Annotated in this window: 13 protein-coding genes and 1 riboswitch; of the genes, 3 read left to right on the top strand and 10 right to left on the bottom strand. The window is 71.6% G+C overall.

Annotation, left to right across the window (positions count from 1 at the left end; all coding sequences use genetic code 11):
• The first annotated feature begins 189 nt into the window (after positions 1-189).
• Positions 190-840 carry a uridine kinase family protein gene (locus ACZ7DY_RS30215; protein ID WP_471140736.1) on the top strand — a complete coding sequence of 217 codons (651 nt, stop codon included), beginning with the start codon at positions 190-192 and terminating at the stop codon, positions 838-840.
• Between the two features lie 445 nt (positions 841-1,285).
• On the top strand, positions 1,286-3,187 hold the full coding sequence (locus ACZ7DY_RS30210) for an AAA family ATPase (RefSeq protein WP_471140733.1): 1,902 nt from the start codon (positions 1,286-1,288) through the stop codon (positions 3,185-3,187).
• Between the two features lie 55 nt (positions 3,188-3,242).
• Here ACZ7DY_RS30210 and ACZ7DY_RS30205 read toward each other — a convergent pair whose 3' ends face one another.
• The 10 genes from ACZ7DY_RS30205 to ribD form a co-directional block, all read right to left on the bottom strand.
• A complete protein-coding gene (locus ACZ7DY_RS30205; protein WP_471140730.1) occupies positions 3,243-4,331 on the bottom strand; it encodes a hemolysin family protein in 1,089 nt (362 codons plus the stop codon).
• A complete protein-coding gene (locus ACZ7DY_RS30200; RefSeq protein WP_471140728.1) occupies positions 4,328-5,704 on the bottom strand; it encodes a hemolysin family protein in 1,377 nt (458 codons plus the stop codon). Before ACZ7DY_RS30200 ends, ACZ7DY_RS30205 begins: the two co-directional genes overlap by 4 nt.
• A gap of 206 nt (positions 5,705-5,910) precedes the next feature.
• Positions 5,911-6,360, bottom strand: a complete 450-nt coding sequence (locus tag ACZ7DY_RS30195; protein WP_471140725.1) for a PH domain-containing protein — start codon at positions 6,358-6,360, stop codon at positions 5,911-5,913.
• A 21-nt stretch (positions 6,361-6,381) separates the two neighbouring features.
• Entirely contained in the window at positions 6,382-7,230 is an 849-nt protein-coding gene (hisG, locus tag ACZ7DY_RS30190; RefSeq protein ID WP_471140723.1) for an ATP phosphoribosyltransferase, read from the bottom strand.
• 54 nt (positions 7,231-7,284) lie between these two features.
• Positions 7,285-7,557 carry a phosphoribosyl-ATP diphosphatase gene (locus tag ACZ7DY_RS30185; RefSeq protein WP_355819390.1) on the bottom strand — a complete coding sequence of 91 codons (273 nt, stop codon included), beginning with the start codon at positions 7,555-7,557 and terminating at the stop codon, positions 7,285-7,287.
• Between the two features lie 35 nt (positions 7,558-7,592).
• On the bottom strand, positions 7,593-8,078 hold the full coding sequence (gene ribH, locus ACZ7DY_RS30180) for a 6,7-dimethyl-8-ribityllumazine synthase (protein WP_471140720.1): 486 nt from the start codon (positions 8,076-8,078) through the stop codon (positions 7,593-7,595).
• Between the two features lie 46 nt (positions 8,079-8,124).
• Positions 8,125-9,420 carry a bifunctional 3,4-dihydroxy-2-butanone-4-phosphate synthase/GTP cyclohydrolase II gene (locus tag ACZ7DY_RS30175; protein ID WP_471140717.1) on the bottom strand — a complete coding sequence of 432 codons (1,296 nt, stop codon included), beginning with the start codon at positions 9,418-9,420 and terminating at the stop codon, positions 8,125-8,127.
• Positions 9,417-10,004: a nicotinamide mononucleotide transporter family protein gene (locus ACZ7DY_RS30170; RefSeq protein ID WP_471140917.1), complete on the bottom strand. Its 588-nt coding sequence runs from the start codon at positions 10,002-10,004 to the stop codon at positions 9,417-9,419. The genes ACZ7DY_RS30175 and ACZ7DY_RS30170 overlap by 4 nt, the downstream gene beginning before the upstream one ends.
• 56 nt (positions 10,005-10,060) lie before the next feature.
• The gene (locus tag ACZ7DY_RS30165; RefSeq protein ID WP_471140714.1) at positions 10,061-10,681 is read right to left on the bottom strand and encodes a riboflavin synthase; all 621 of its coding nucleotides are present in this window, start codon (positions 10,679-10,681) and stop codon (positions 10,061-10,063) included.
• A 1-nt stretch (position 10,682) separates the two neighbouring features.
• Positions 10,683-11,780 (bottom strand): bifunctional diaminohydroxyphosphoribosylaminopyrimidine deaminase/5-amino-6-(5-phosphoribosylamino)uracil reductase RibD, encoded by a 1,098-nt coding sequence (ribD, locus tag ACZ7DY_RS30160; protein ID WP_471140712.1) that lies wholly within the window; start codon positions 11,778-11,780, stop codon positions 10,683-10,685.
• A gap of 183 nt (positions 11,781-11,963) precedes the next feature.
• A riboswitch (FMN riboswitch) is annotated at positions 11,964-12,094 on the bottom strand.
• Between the two features lie 257 nt (positions 12,095-12,351).
• Between ribD and ACZ7DY_RS30155 the strand changes: the two genes are divergently transcribed.
• The gene (locus ACZ7DY_RS30155) at positions 12,352-14,685 is read left to right on the top strand and encodes a chitinase C-terminal domain-containing protein (RefSeq protein ID WP_471140710.1); all 2,334 of its coding nucleotides are present in this window, start codon (positions 12,352-12,354) and stop codon (positions 14,683-14,685) included.
• Positions 14,686-14,711: the final 26 nt, after the last annotated feature.

The following is a 14,711-nucleotide window of genomic DNA, read 5'->3' as shown; positions in this document are numbered from 1 at the left end:
GACGTGGTTTCCGGCGGGATCCGGAACGGTCGGGTCGGATGCACGGAAGTGGGCCAACTATGGCCGGTCCCGGCCGACTTCTGCCAGCGTCCCGAGCACTGCCGTGCGCACCAATATTGGCCTCAACCAATGGCATGACCTGCGACGGCGCGCGGAACACATCCCTCCGCGGTCGTACCCTTGCCGGTGATGACAGGACAGCGCGCCACCACCCCGCTCCCCCGCCTCGCCGACGCCCTGCGCGGGCTCGCGCCCTCCTGCGGCCCGGTCCGGCTGATCGCCGTGGACGGCCACGCGGGCTCGGGCAAGTCGACGTTCGCCCGGCGCCTGGCCGGGGCGCTCGGCGACGCGCCCCTCCTGCGGCTCGACGACATCGCGAGCCACGCCGAGCTGTTCGACTGGGTCCCGCGGCTGCGCCGGCAGGTCCTCGAACCCCTCTCCCGCGGCGAGACGGCGCGCTACGCGACGTACGACTGGCACGAGCGGCGGTTCGGCCCCGCGGACACGCCCCTGCCCCCCGCCCCCGTGGTGATCGTCGAGGGGGTCGGGGCGGGCCGTCGGGCGCTGCGTCCGCACCTCGCCGCCGTGCTGTGGATGGATGTGGCGAGGGAGGAGTCGTGGCGGCGCGGACGCCGACGGGACGGGACGGTCCAGAGCGACTTCTGGGACGGCTGGGAGCCCGCGGAACTCCGGCACTTCGCCGAGGACCCCTCCCGGCCCTTCGCGCACCTTCTGGTGCGGCAGCGCCCAGAGGGATACGAGGTGGTAGCCGGGCCGGGTGGGGCGCCTGCGGGGACCGGATTCGTCACACAGAGTGAAGGGCCGTCGGCGGTCCGCTGAAGTCCCGGAAAACCCCTTCCGATCGACCCGGTGAGTTTTCGCGAGTGCCTCAACTCTGCTTGACCCAGGGCCCTTACAGGACTTACGTTCTGAATGTGCGGTCCCAAGACGACCGCCGCAGACGCGAAGCCCCCGGTTGTTCCCCCGTGATCGGGGGCTTCGTTCTGCCCTCCGGGCCCGATTTCCGACCGCTGCGAGCCGCCGTCCGCTCACCGTCGGTCACCATCGGGCCGGCTCCCGTACGGCCCTTTCCGGCCGATCTCCCGGTGCGGCACCCTACGGCCGACCGCTCCCCCGCAGGTACGATGCGTATCGGTGCGCTTTTTCGGACGGAAGCTCCGCGCATCGGAACAACTCCCGTCCACGGCACAGCGGTTCAGCACAGACGCCGGCGGGCACCAAGTCCGGCGGTACGCAAACGGGGGCACGGTTTGTGGGGGACCTGATGGACTTCGACGCGGTGGGCTCACCCGCCCCGGCCGACCTCGCCTGGCTCCGGGGCGTCGACGCCTACACGATGGGAGCCTATCCGCAGGCGGAGGAGGAGTTCCGGGCCGCGGTGCGGATGGACCCCGCAATGGCCGACGGCTGGCTCGGGCTGCACGCGCTGCGCATCGACACGACGACGGCGCTGCTGCGGATGTTCCAGCACCGCGACCGGTTCGGCGAGCAGCGCACCCGGCACGCCCGCGCCCTCAACTCCTGGTACTGGCTGGGCTGGTGGGTGCAGCCCGTCCTGGAGAACACCCGCGACCTGCTGCTCGCCCACGCCTCCCACTGGCTGGACGGCCGCCATGTCCCGGAGCTCGACCGGGCGTTGGCGGGGCTGCCGCCGGTCGACGCCGACCCGCAGGTGCGTTTCCTGCACGCCTGCCGCGCCTATCTGGTCAAGGACTGGGAGCAGTTGGTGCGGCACACGGACCCGTTGATCGACGACCCGATGCTCGGCATCGAGGCCGGACTCTTCGGCGGCATGGCGCGGGTCCGCCTGGAGACGTACGGCCAGGCCGAGCCCCTGCTCTCCGCCGCCCTGATGCGCTGCCGCAGCGAACAGCCGCAGCGCAAGGAGCTGCGCTACTGGCTGGCCCGCGCCCACGAGGGCACCGGCCGCTCGGCCGCGGCCCTGCCGCTGTACCGCGCGGTGCACCGGGTCGACGCCTCCTTCATGGACACCTCGGCCCGGCTCGCGGCGATCGCCGAGGGCGACGGGTACGACGAGGCGGCCGACCTCGCCGCCGCCATCAGCCTGACCGGGGTGGGCCAGGACGTGCTGGAGGCGCCCGACGGCATCGACACGCTCTTCGGCACGGAAGGGCGCGACGTGAAGGTGACCGGGCCCGAACTGCCCTCCGGTGGCGGCCCGTCGACGGCCGAGGGCGGCTCGGGCCCGGCCGAGACCGACGTCGTGCGCGAGAAGGCGATCATCCCCGTCAAGGCGGGGACCCCGCGGCTCCCGCCGGGCCCCACCGACCCCGCGCTCCTGGAGGCGGCCCTCTCCGAACTGGAGGGCATGGTGGGGCTGGAGCCGGTGAAACGGCAGGTCAAGGCGCTCTCCGCACAGCTGAACATGGCGCGGCTGCGGGCCGCGCAGGGCCTCCCCGTCCAGCCGCCGAAACGACACTTCGTCTTCTCCGGCCCCTCCGGCACCGGCAAGACCACCGTCGCCCGCATCCTGGGCCGCGTCTTCTACGCCCTCGGCCTGCTCGGCGGCGACCATCTCGTGGAGGCGCAACGCGCCGACCTGGTCGGCGAGTATCTGGGCCAGACCGCGGTGAAGGCCAACGAACTGATCGACTCGGCGATCGGCGGCGTCCTCTTCGTCGACGAGGCGTACTCGCTCTCCAACTCCGGCTACGGCAAGGGCGACGCGTACGGGGACGAGGCCCTGCAGGTGCTCCTCAAACGCGCCGAGGACAACCGCGACCACCTCGTCGTCATCCTCGCCGGCTACCCCGAGGGCATGGACCGGCTGCTCGCCGCCAACCCCGGTCTCTCCTCCCGCTTCACCACCCGCGTCGACTTCCCCTCGTACCGCCCGCTCGAACTCACCGCCATCGGCGAGGTGCTGGCCGCCGACAACGGCGACGTATGGGACGAGGAGGCGCTCGAAGAGCTGCGCTCCATCAGCGGCCACGTCGTGGACCAGGCCTGGATCGACGAGCTCGGCAACGGCCGCTTCCTGCGCACCCTGTACGAGAAGAGCTGCGCCTACCGCGACCTGCGCCTCTCCGGCTATCCCGGCGAGCCGAGCCGGGCCGACCTGTCGACCCTGCGGCTGCCGGACCTCATGCAGGCCTACGGCGAAGTGCTCTCCGGGCGCGGGCCGCAGGACACCCCGGGCATCTGAGGACCGGACGGCACCGCCCACGAGGACGGAGAGCCTCGCGGGCGGCGGCGCCGCCTCAGCCCGGTCGGCCGGCCGTGAGCGCCGGGTCCCTGTGGGTCTCCTCCGCCGGGGAGCGCGGCAGCGTGACCCGGTGCGCCGGATCACGGACCTCGCCGACCAGGAGTTCAAGGACGTCCTCCAGGGCGACAAGACCGAGCACCCTCCCGGAGGCGTCGGCGACCTGCGCCAGATGGGTCGCGGCGCGCCGCATCACCGTCAGCGCGTCGTCGAGCGGCAGCTCCGAGCGCAGCGTGGTCATCGGCCGCCACACCTGCTGCGGCACGGCCCGGTCGGACTCCTCCAGGTCCAGTACGTCCTTGACGTGGAGGTAGCCCATGAAGGCGCCGTTCTCCGCGCAGACCGGGAAACGGGAGTAACCGGTGCGGCCGGTGAGCTCGATGACCCCGGCCGGGGTGACCGAGGGGCCCACGGTCACCAGGGACGCCCGGTCGAGCAGGACGTCGGTGACCGGCCGCGACCCCAGTTCGAGGGCGTCCTCCAGGCGCTCCTGCTCGACGGGGTCAAGCAGACCGGCCTGGCCGGAGTCCTCCACGAGACGGCCCAGCTGGACGCTGGTGAACACCGCCTCCACCTCGTCCTTGGGCTCCACCCCGAAGAGCCGCAGGACGAGGCGCGCGCAGGCTCCGAGCGCCGCGGTCACCGGACGGCACAGCCGGGCGAAGGCGACAAGACCCGGGCTGAACCAGAGGGCCGTCTTCTCGGGGGCCGCCATCGCGAGGTTCTTCGGGACCATCTCGCCGATGACCAGGTGCAGGAAGACGACGAGGGCCAGCGCGATCACATAGCCGAGCGGGTGGATCATGCCCTCGGGCAGCCGGACCGCCTCGAAGACCGGCTCCAGGAGGTGGGCGACGGTCGGCTCGGCGACGGCGCCGAGCGTCAGCGAGCACACGGTGATGCCGAACTGGGCCGCGGCCATCATCTGCGGCAGATGCTCCAGGCCGTACAGGACCTGGCGGGCGCGCTTGGTGCCCAGCGGCTCGATCTGGCTGCGGCGCACCGAGACCAGTGCGAACTCGGCGCCCACGAAGAAGCCGTTGGCGAGCACCAGCAGGACGGCGAAGAGGAGTTGCAGCAGGCTCATCGCAGTGCCTCCACGGGTCGGCCCACGGCGGAGGCGGCTTCGGCGGCCTCGGCACGGGCGGCGCCGGTGTCGTGCAGGCGGACGAGACGCACCCGCTCCGCCCGGTTGTGGCCGACCTGGCGCACCGAGAGCCGCCAGCCGGGGAGTTCGGCCCGGTCACCCGGGGCCGGGATGCGGCCGAGCAGATCGGCGACGAGGCCCGCGACGGTCTCGTACGGGCCCTCGGGGACGTCGAGTCCTATGCGCTGGAGCGTGTCGACCCGGCAGCCGCCGTCGGCGTCCCACGCGGGCCCGGCCTCGTCGGCGGGCGCCGCGCACAGCTCGGGCAGGTCGAAGCGGTCGTGCTCGTCGCGGACCTCGCCGACGAGTTCCTCGACGATGTCCTCCAGGGTGACGACGCCGGCCGTGCCGCCGTACTCGTCGACGACGACGGCCATCGGCTGTTCGCTGCGCAGCCGCTCCAGGAGGGGCTGCACGGGCAGGGTCTCGGGGACCAGCAGGGGCGACTGCGCGATGCGGCCCACGGAGGTCCTGAGCCGCTCGTCGGCGGGGACCGCGAGGGCGTCCTTGAGGTGGACCACGCCGACGATCTCGTCGATCCGCTCGCGGTAGACGGGGAAGCGGGACAGGCCGGTGGCGCGGGTCAGGTTCACCACGTCCTCCGCGGTCGCCGAGGACTGCAGCGCGCTGACCTTCACGCGCGGCGTCATCACGTGCTGCGCGGTCAGCTCGCCGAGGGAGAGGGTACGGACGAACAGGTCGGCGGTGTCCTGCTCCAGCGCACCGGCGCGGGCCGAGTGGCGGGCCAGGGAGACCAGTTCGCCGGGGGTGCGGGCGGAGGCCAGCTCCTCGGCGGGCTCGACGCCGAGCGCGCGCACCAGCCGGTTGGCCACGGCGTTCAGGAGGGCGATCACGGGCCGGAAGAGCCGCGCGAAGACGTGCTGCGGGCCCGCGACGAACCGCGCGACCTGCAGCGGCTTCGAGACCGCCCAGTTCTTGGGCACCAGCTCGCCGATCACCATCTGCACGGCGGACGCGAGCAGCATGCCGACCACCACGGAGACACCGCCGACGGCGCCCTCGGGGACGCCGGCCGCCGTGAACGGGCCCGCGAGCAGGCTCGCGAGGGCCGGTTCGGCGAGCATGCCGACGACGAGCGAGGTGATGGTGATGCCGAGCTGGGTGCCGGAGAGCTGGAAGGACAGCTCCTTGAGGGCGCCGACGACCGTGCGGGCGCGTCGGTCGCCGTCGGCCGCGGCCTTCTCCGCGTCCGGCCGCTCCACGGTGACCAGGCCGAACTCGGCCGCCACGAAGAAGCCGTTGGCGAGAATCAGCAGGAATGCCGCCCCGAGAAGCAGGAGGGGGACTGTCATGCCGCCGCCTCCCCGGTCGTACGGGTCCCGGTATGTCGGGTGGGGGCGGCGCAGGTACTACAGGACGATCCGTCCATCGCCGGAGGGAGTCACTCCTCGGATAGCAGGAGCCCCTGGGAGCCGGGCGGGCCCAGCAGGGGCGGGGCGGCGCACCGTGCGTGCCCCGCCACCAGATTAATCAAGACAGCCCACTCAGCGTCCAGGCCCTAGTCCTCGCGAGCCGTCCGGGCCTCCGCGAGCGCGCTCAGGGCGCGGGCGTCCGCGATGGCCTGCCGCTTGGCGATGCCCGGCTGGATGCCCAGGGCGGGCAGGCTGGTGCCGTCGCTGAGGTTCAGGAAGACCCAGGGGTCGCCGGGGCGGAGGTTGACCTGCACGATCTCGGCCCAGTCGAGGCGCCGGCTCGTCGCGATGTTGACGACGGTCACGCCGGACTCGTCGGCGACCACCTTGGGCCTGCTGAGCAGCACGAGCACGCCGAAGAGCAGCGCGCCGGTGAAGACGAAGCTCGTGCGCTCCCCCGGGCTCAGCGCGGGCAGCAGGAACGCGATCGCCGTGATCACCACGAAGATCGCGGCACCCGCGGTGAGCAGGACGGCCCGGGTCCGCGTCGGACGGAAGGTGACGGGCAGGGCGGGCAGGGCGGGGGCGTCGGACATGAGGCGGGTGCTCCGGCCGGGTCAGAGGCGGCAGGCGTGGATGGCCGTGGTCAGGATGGCCCGCGCGCCGAGGGCGTACAGGTCGTCCATGACGCGCTGGGCCTCCTTGGCCGGGACCATGGAGCGCACGGCGACCCAGCCCTCGTTGTGCAGCGGGGAGATGGTCGGCGACTCCAGGCCGGGCGTGAGGGCGACGGCGCGCTCCAGGTGCTCGGCGCGGCAGTCGTAGTCCATCATCACGTACGCCCTGGCGACCAGGACGCCCTGCAGGCGGCGCAGGAACTGCTGCACCTTCGGCTCGTCGCCGTCCACGCCGGTGCGCCGGATGACGACCGCCTCGGACTTCATGATCGGCTCGCCGAAGACCTCCAGGCCCGCGTTGCGGAGCGAGGTGCCGGTCTCCACGACGTCCGCGATGACCTGGGCGACGCCCAGCTCGATGGCGGTCTCCACGGCGCCGTCCAGGTGCACGACGGCGGCGTCGACGCCCTTCTCCGCGAGGTGCTTGGCGACGATGCCCTCGTAGGAGGTGGCGACGGTCTTGCCCGACAGGTCCTCGATGCCGTCGGCCGTGCCCGGCTTGGCGGCGAAGCGGAAGGTGGAGCGGGCGAAGCCGAGCGGCAGGATCGCCTCGGCGTCGGCGCCGGAGTCGATCAGCAGGTCCTGACCGGTGATGCCGATGTCGAGCCGGCCGGTCGCGACGTAGATCGCGATGTCCTTGGGGCGCAGGTAGAAGAACTCGACCTCGTTCTCGGGGTCGACGAGGACGAGCTCCTTGGACTCCTTGCGCTGCTGGTATCCGGCCTCATGGAGCATCGCCGACGCAGGTCCGGACAGTGAACCCTTGTTGGGGACGGCGATGCGCAGCATGAGGCGGGATTCCTTTGCGTGAAGGTGGGTTGAACGTGGCGGGGACGGTACGGCTCAGAGGTGGGCGTAGACGTCGTCGAGGGAGATGCCGCGGGCGACCATCATCACCTGCACGTGGTACAGGAGCTGGGAGATCTCCTCGGCGGCGGCTTCCTTGCCCTCGTACTCGGCGGCCATCCAGACCTCGGCGGCCTCCTCGACGACCTTCTTGCCGATGGCATGGACGCCCTTGTCGACCAGCTCGGCGGTGCGGGAGGTCGCGGGGTCGCCGTTGACGGCCTTGTGCCGGAGCTCGGAGAAGAGCTCCTCGAAAGTCTTCTTGGACATGATGGTCGCCACTCTACGCGGCCGGGCGGTTCCCCTCAGCGCCAGGGTTCGGCGACGGTGCGGAGCGTGGTGGCGGTGGCGACGGCGGCGGTGACCGCTTCGTGCCCCTTGTCCTCGCTCGATCCCTCGATGCCCGCGCGGTCCAGGGCCTGCTCCTCGGTGTCGCAGGTCAGCACGCCGAAGCCGACGGGGACGCCGGTGTCGACGGAGACCTGGGTGAGGCCCTGGGTGACGCCCTGGCACACGTACTCGAAGTGCGGGGTGCCGCCGCGGATGACGACGCCGAGCGCGACGATCGCGTCGTAGCCGCGGCCCGCGAGGACCTTGGCGACGACGGGCAGCTCGAAGCTGCCGGGCACGCGCAGCACGGTGGGCTCGCTGATGCCGAGTTCGCCCAGGGCGCGCAGGGCGCCGTCGACGAGTCCGTCCATGACCTTCTCGTGCCACTGGGCGGCGATCACCGCGACCCGCAGGTCGCCGCAGTTCTTGACGCTCAGTTCGGGTGCACCCTTGCCGCTCACGCGCTTCTCCTCAATGTCCTTCGACCGTGTCCGGTGCTTGCTCGGCTTACTGGTTTCCGCAGGCGGACACCTCGGTGGTGTCCAGCCAGGGCAGGTCGTGCCCCATCCGGTCCCGCTTGGTGCGCAGGTACCGGAGATTGTGTTCGCCGGCCTCGACGGGCATGGGCTCGCGCCCGGTGACCTTCAGGCCGTGCCGCAGGACCGCGTCGGTCTTGTCGGGGTTGTTGGTCATCAGCCGTACGCCGCGCACGCCGAGGTCGCGCAGGATCTGCGCGCCCGCGCCGTAGTCCCGGGAGTCGGCGGGCAGGCCGAGCTCCAGGTTGGCGTCGAGGGTGTCGCTGCCGCGCTCCTGGAGCTCGTACGCGCGCAGCTTGGAGAGCAGGCCGATGCCGCGTCCCTCGTGGCCGCGGAGGTAGACCACCACGCCGCGCCCCTCGTCGGTGATGCGCCGCATGGACGCCTCGAGCTGGGGGCCGCAGTCGCAGCGCAGGGAGTGGAAGACGTCGCCGGTCAGGCACTCCGAGTGGAGGCGGGCCAGGACGTCCTCGCCGTCGCCGATGTCACCGTGGACGAGGGCGACGTGCTCGACGCCGTCGACGGTGGAGCGGTAGCCGTAGGCGGTGAAGTCGCCGAAGGCGGTCGGCAGCCGGACCTCCGCCTCGCGGCGGACGGTGGGCTCGGCGGAGCGGCGGTAGGCGATCAGGTCCTCGATGGAGATGATCGTCAGGCCGTGCTTGCGGGCGAAGGGGACGAGCTCGGGCAGACGGAGCATCTTCCCGTCCTCGCCGGCGATCTCCACGATGGCGCCTGCGGGGCGCAGGCCGGCGAGCCGGGCGAGGTCGACGGCGGCCTCGGTGTGGCCGTTGCGGGCCAGGACGCCGCCGGGCTTGGCGCGCAGCGGGAAGATGTGGCCGGGGCGCACGAAGTCGTCGGCGGCGGCCGTGCCGGAGGCCAGGAGCTGGAGCGTGGTGGCGCGGTCGGCGGCGGAGATGCCGGTGGTGACGCCGTGCGCGGCAGCGGCGTCGACGGAGACGGTGAAAGCCGTGCTCATCGACTCGGTGTTGTGCTCGACCATCTGCGGGAGGCGGAGCCGGTCCAGTTCGAGGGGCTCCATCGGGGCGCAGATCAGGCCGCGGCACTCGCTCATCATGAAGGCGACGATCTCGGGGGTCGCCTTCTCGGCGGCGACGACGAGGTCGCCCTCGTTCTCGCGGTCCTCGTCGTCGACGACCACGACGGGGCGGCCCGCCGCGATGTCGCGGACGGCCTGCTCGACGGGGTCGAGGGTGAGGTCGGCGGGGTCTTCATCGCTGGCGGTGCGCCAGATCGGTGCCACGGTCATGCCGGGGCTCCTTCCATGACGGGCTGCGAGGCGGTCGCGCGGGAGCGCAGCCACCAGTCGCGCATGCCCCAGAGGACGAGGGCGAGATAGACGACGTACACGAGTCCCGAGAAGGCCAGGCCGCTGCTGAAGGCGAGCGGGACGCCGACCACGTCGACGAGGAGCCAGGCGAACCAGAACTCCACGAGGCCGCGGGCCTGGGCGATCATCGCGGCGAGGGTGCCGACGAAGATGTAGGCGTCCGGCCAGGGGTTCCAGGACAGGTCGGGGACGGCGTTGAACAGGGCGCCGACGGCGAGTGTGCCGGCCGCGGTGCCGCCGAGCAGGAGGCCGCGCTCCTTCCAGGTGGCGAAGCGGATGGCGATGGAGCCGTCCTGCGCCTGCCGCCTGCCGCGTGTCCACTGCCGCCAGCCCCACAGGGCGACGCCGATGACGAGGAGCTGCTTGCCGACGCCGCCGGAGAGCTGCGCGGAGGCGTAGGCGGCGACGAGGATGACGCCGGAGAGGAACTGGGCGGGCCAGGTCCATATCGAGCGCCGCCAGCCGAGGGCGAGGGCGATCAGGCCGACAGTGTTGCCGATCATGTCGGACCAGAGGATGTGCTGGTCGAAGGCGGTGAAGGCCTCGGCGTTGAGCCAGTTCACTTGGTGGCCTCCGGGGTGCTCGCGTGGGCCCGGTCGCCGAGCAGGCGCTCGACGTACTTGGCGATGACGTCGACCTCGAGGTTGACCGGGTCGCCGGGCTGCTTGATGCCGAGCGTGGTCAGCGCGAGGGTGGTGGGGATGAGGCTGATGGTGAAGAAGTCGGGGCCCGCGTCGACCACGGTGAGGCTGACGCCGTCGACCGTGATGGAGCCCTTCTCGACGACGTAGCGGGAGAGCCCGGCGGGGAGCGAGACCTTGACGATCTCCCAGTTCTCGGAGGGCTTGCGCTCGAGGATCTCGCCGGTCCCGTCGACGTGTCCCTGCACGATGTGTCCGCCGAGGCGCGCGCCGACCGAGGTGGGGCGTTCCAGGTTGACGCGGGAGCCGACGGCGAGCGCGCCGAGGCTGGAGCGGTTCAGGGTCTCCGCCATGACGTCGGCGGTGAATTCGTCCCCCTCGTGCTCCACGACCGTCAGACAGACGCCGTTGACGGCGATGGAGTCGCCGTGCTTCGCGCCCTCGGTGACCACGGGGCCGCGCAGGCGGAAGCGGGAGGCGTCGGGAAGGTTCTCGACGGCGGTGATCTCGCCCAGCTCTTCGACGATTCCGGTGAACACTTCAGTGCTCCTTCGCTACGGGGGTCGCGGTGATGCGCAGGTCGGGGCCGAGGCGGACGGTGTCGCGCACGTCGAGCCGCAACGCTTCGGTGATGGTCGTGATTCCGCCGCCGGCCAGGGCGGCGGGGCCCGCGCCGAGCAGGACGGGGGCGAGGTAGCCGATGACGCGGTCGACGGCGCCGGCGGCGACGAAGGCCCCGGCGAGGGTCGGGCCGCCTTCGAGGAGGACGGAGCGCACGCCGCGCGCGTGGAGCGCGTCGAGCAGCGCGGGGATGTCCAACCCGCCTGCCGCGCGCGGGAGTCGTACGGTGTCGGCCGCGGGCCCGCCGGTCACGTCGGCGGCGACGGCGATCAGGGTGGGCGCCGCGTCGTCCAGGACGCGGGCGCCGGGGGTGACGGCGGTGCCGTTGGTGTCGACGACGACGCGCAGCGGCTGTACGACGGGCGTCCCGGTGTCCGTGGCGAGGCGCGCGGCGAGGTGCGGGTCGTCGGCGCGCTGGGTGCCGGAGCCGACGACGACGGCGTCGCACTCGGCGCGCAGCCGGTGCACGTCGGCGCGGGCCTCGGCGGAGGTGATCCAGCGGCTGGTGCCGTCGGCGGCGGCGATGCGTCCGTCGAGCGTGGCGGCGTACTTCCAGGTGACGTGGGGGCGGCCGAGGCGCACGGAGGTGAGCCAGGCGGCGTTGGACTCGGCGGCCTCGGCCTCCAGCAGGCCCTGCTCGACGCGGATGCCGGCCGCCCGCAGGGTCCGGGCGCCGCCGGTCGCGGTGGGGTTCGGGTCGGCGACCGCGTAGACGACGCGGGCGATCCCGGCGTCGATGAGGGCCTGGGCGCAGGGGCCGGTGCGGCCGGTGTGGTTGCAGGGTTCGAGGGTGACCAGGGCGGTGCCGCCGCGGGCCCGCTCACCGGCCGCCCGCAGGGCGTTCACCTCGGCGTGCGGACCGCCGGCGCGCTGGTGCCAGCCCTCGCCGACGGGCTCGCCCGCGGCGTCGAGGACGACGCAGCCGACGACGGGGTTGGGGCTGGTGGAGCCGAGTCCGTGCGCGGCCAGCGTGATGGCACGCTGCATCGCTGCTGTTTCGGCTGCGGCGGTCGCCACCGGGTCCTCCTGCCTCTTCGGGCACGGACTCCGGGGCCTGTCGATGACGACAGAACGTACGGGCTGCGACACCTGCGGCGACGCCGACGCCGCATGGACCCGTGTCCCCGGAAAAACCCGGGAACCGTCCCTGGGGACGCCAGGAACGATCCGACTACGACGGCGTGCAGAGATGCCCGCCCGCCGCGCACTGCCTCCCATCCGGACTTTCACCGTCGGTCCAGGAATTTCACCTGGTCAACCGGCCGCTGGAGGCGGCCGGGTCGCGGACTGTAACCGCCGGTTCGGAATTACACCGACCCCGGAGTGCGCTGCTTCTGGTACGAGGCCAGTGTGCCACGGCTGATCGAGGGCCATATGGGTCACCGGCTGTGGCCTGGCTCACAGCATCACCGTTCAACCAACTTGGTCCAGACCTATTGACGCACTGGTCTAGTCCTCTTAATCTCTGCGTCACCTCAGAGGAGCCGGAGCCGACGGTGTGCACGCCGGGCCCCGGAACGATTCACATCTTCACCGGTTGTGTTGTTCCGCCCCGTCCCGTCTTCCGCACCGTTCCAGGAGGCCCCCCTTGCCGTCCCCCACCCGCGCGAGACCCACGCTGCTCGCGGCCGGCACCGCACTCGCCGGCCTGCTGCTCGGCCTGGTCTCCGGCGGCGCCTCGCACGCCGCCGCCGACGACGCCTCCTGCCGCCCCGACGGCCTCTACCGGACGCCCGGCGTCGACGTCCCGTACTGCTCCGTCTACGACAGCGAGGGCCGCGAGAAGATGGGCGCCGACCACCAGCGGCGCGTCATCGGCTACTTCACCGGCTGGCGCACCGGGAAGAACGGCGAGCCGGCCTACCTCGCCTCCGACATCCCCTGGGACAAGGTCACCCACGTCAACTACGCCTTCGGCCACGTCGACAAGGACAACAAGCTCTCCGTCGGCTCCGACAGCGACAAGAACGCCGCCACCGGCATGACCTGGCCCGGCGTCGCGGGCGCCGAGATGGATCCGGCGCTCCCCTACAAGGGCCACTTCAACCTGCTCAACAAGTTCAAGAAGCAGCACCCGAACGTCAAGACGCTGATATCGGTGGGCGGTTGGGCCGAGACCGGCGGCTACTTCGGCGACGACGGCAAGCGCGTCGACTCCGGCGGCTTCTACTCGATGGCCACCAACGCCGACGGCTCGGTCAACCAGGCGGGCATCGACACCTTCGCCGACTCCGCGGTCGCCTTCATCAAGAAGTACGGCTTCAACGGCGTCGACATCGACTACGAGTACCCGACCTCGATGAAGGACGCGGGCAACCCGCTCGACTACTCCCTCTCCAACGCCCGGCGCGGCGGCCTCGTCAAGGGCTACGCGGCGCTGATGAAGTCCCTGCGCCAGAAGCTCGACAGGGCGGGCGCGGCCGACGGCAGGCACTACATGCTGACCGTGGCGGCCCCCTCCTCCGGCTATCTGCTGCGCGGCATGGAGACCTTCCAGGTCCAGAAGTACCTGGACTACGTCAACATCATGTCGTACGACCTGCACGGCGCCTGGAACGAGTACGTCGGCCCCAACGCCTCGCTCTTCGACGACGGCAAGGACGCCGAACTCGCGGCCGCCAACGTCTACGGCAGCTCCCAGTACGGCGGCATCGGCTACCTCAACACCGACTGGGCCTACCACTACTTCCGCGGCTCGATGCCCGCCGGGCGCATCAACATCGGCCTGCCGTACTACACGCGCGGCTTCAAGAACGTGCAGGGTGGCACCGACGGGCTCTGGGGCAAGGCGGCCTCGACCAGCTGTCCGGCCGGCTCCGGCCTGACCAAGTGCGGTGACGGCGCGGTCGGCATCGACAACCTCTGGCACGACAAGGACGACAACGGCAAGGAGTCCCCCGCGGGCTCCAACCCGATGTGGCACGCCAAGAACCTGGAGAAGGGCATCGTCGGGGACTACGTCACCGACTACGGCTTCCCCGCCGACACCAAGCTGACCGGCACCTACGCCCGCAAGTACAGCTCCTCGCTGGTCGCGCCCTGGCTGTGGAACGCCGACAAGAAGGTCTTCCTCTCCACGGAGGACGAGGAGTCGGTGGCGAAGAAGGCCGACTACGTGGTCGACCGGGGCATCGGTGGCACGATGGTCTGGGAGATGGCGGGCGACTACCGATGGAACGCGGGCAAGGACCAGTACGAGATCGGTGACACGCTCACCTCGCTGATGTACGACAAGTTCAAGGCCGCGAAGCCGTATGGCGCGAAGGTGTCGAACAAGACGCTGCCCACCAAGGCCGTCGACATCGGCGTGGAGTTCGGGGAGTTCAAGCTGGGCGACTCCAACTACCCGATCACGCCCAAGGTGAAGATCACCAACAACACGAAGAGCACGCTCCCCGGCGGCACGGAGTTCCAGTTCGACTACTCGACGTCGGCCCCCGGCAACGCCTCCGACCAGTCCGGCTTCGGCACGAAGGTGATCAGCAGCGACCACACCGGCAGCAACGCCGGCGGTCTGAAGGGCGACTTCCACCGGGTCTCGCTGAAGCTGCCGGCCTGGCAGTCGCTGGCCCCCGGCGCCTCCGTGGACCTCTCCTTCAACTACTACCTGCCCGTGTCCACGCCGTGGAACTGGACGGTGAGCATCGGCGGCACGACGTACGCCCTCGCCGGTGACCTGGCGCGCGGCACCACCCTCGTCGAGCCGGGCACGGGCACCGGCCCGACCGACCCGCCGGACCCGACCGACCCGCCCCAGCCGGGCACGTGCAAGGCGCCCGCGTGGAGCGCCACGTCCGAGTACGGCGGCGGGACGACCGTGTCCCACAAGTCGCACACCTGGAAGGCGAAATGGTGGACGAAGGGCGATGAACCCGGCACCGGCGGAACGTGGGGTGTCTGGCAGGACCTCGGTTCCTGCTGACCACCCGGCGGGCTCACACCCATGGG

This window comes from Streptomyces sp. NPDC037013, assembly GCF_055607265.1.
Note: the sequence above shows the minus strand (reverse complement) of the source record. Positions and strands in the feature narration are given on the sequence as shown.

Excerpts from the sequence above, each read along its gene's own strand:
- ACZ7DY_RS30215 (WP_471140736.1), top strand. The coding sequence starts at position 190 with ATGACAGGACAGCGCGCCACCACCCCGCTCCCCCGCCTCGCCGACGCC.
- ACZ7DY_RS30210 (WP_471140733.1), top strand. The coding sequence starts at position 1,286 with ATGGACTTCGACGCGGTGGGCTCACCCGCCCCGGCCGACCTCGCCTGG.
- ACZ7DY_RS30205 (WP_471140730.1), bottom strand. The coding sequence starts at position 4,331 with ATGAGCCTGCTGCAACTCCTCTTCGCCGTCCTGCTGGTGCTCGCCAAC.
- ACZ7DY_RS30200 (WP_471140728.1), bottom strand. The coding sequence starts at position 5,704 with ATGACAGTCCCCCTCCTGCTTCTCGGGGCGGCATTCCTGCTGATTCTC.
- ACZ7DY_RS30195 (WP_471140725.1), bottom strand. The coding sequence starts at position 6,360 with ATGTCCGACGCCCCCGCCCTGCCCGCCCTGCCCGTCACCTTCCGTCCG.
- hisG (WP_471140723.1), bottom strand. The coding sequence starts at position 7,230 with ATGCTGCGCATCGCCGTCCCCAACAAGGGTTCACTGTCCGGACCTGCG.
- ACZ7DY_RS30185 (WP_355819390.1), bottom strand. The coding sequence starts at position 7,557 with ATGTCCAAGAAGACTTTCGAGGAGCTCTTCTCCGAGCTCCGGCACAAG.
- ACZ7DY_RS30175 (WP_471140717.1), bottom strand. The coding sequence starts at position 9,420 with ATGACCGTGGCACCGATCTGGCGCACCGCCAGCGATGAAGACCCCGCC.
- ACZ7DY_RS30170 (WP_471140917.1), bottom strand. The coding sequence starts at position 10,004 with ATGATCGGCAACACTGTCGGCCTGATCGCCCTCGCCCTCGGCTGGCGG.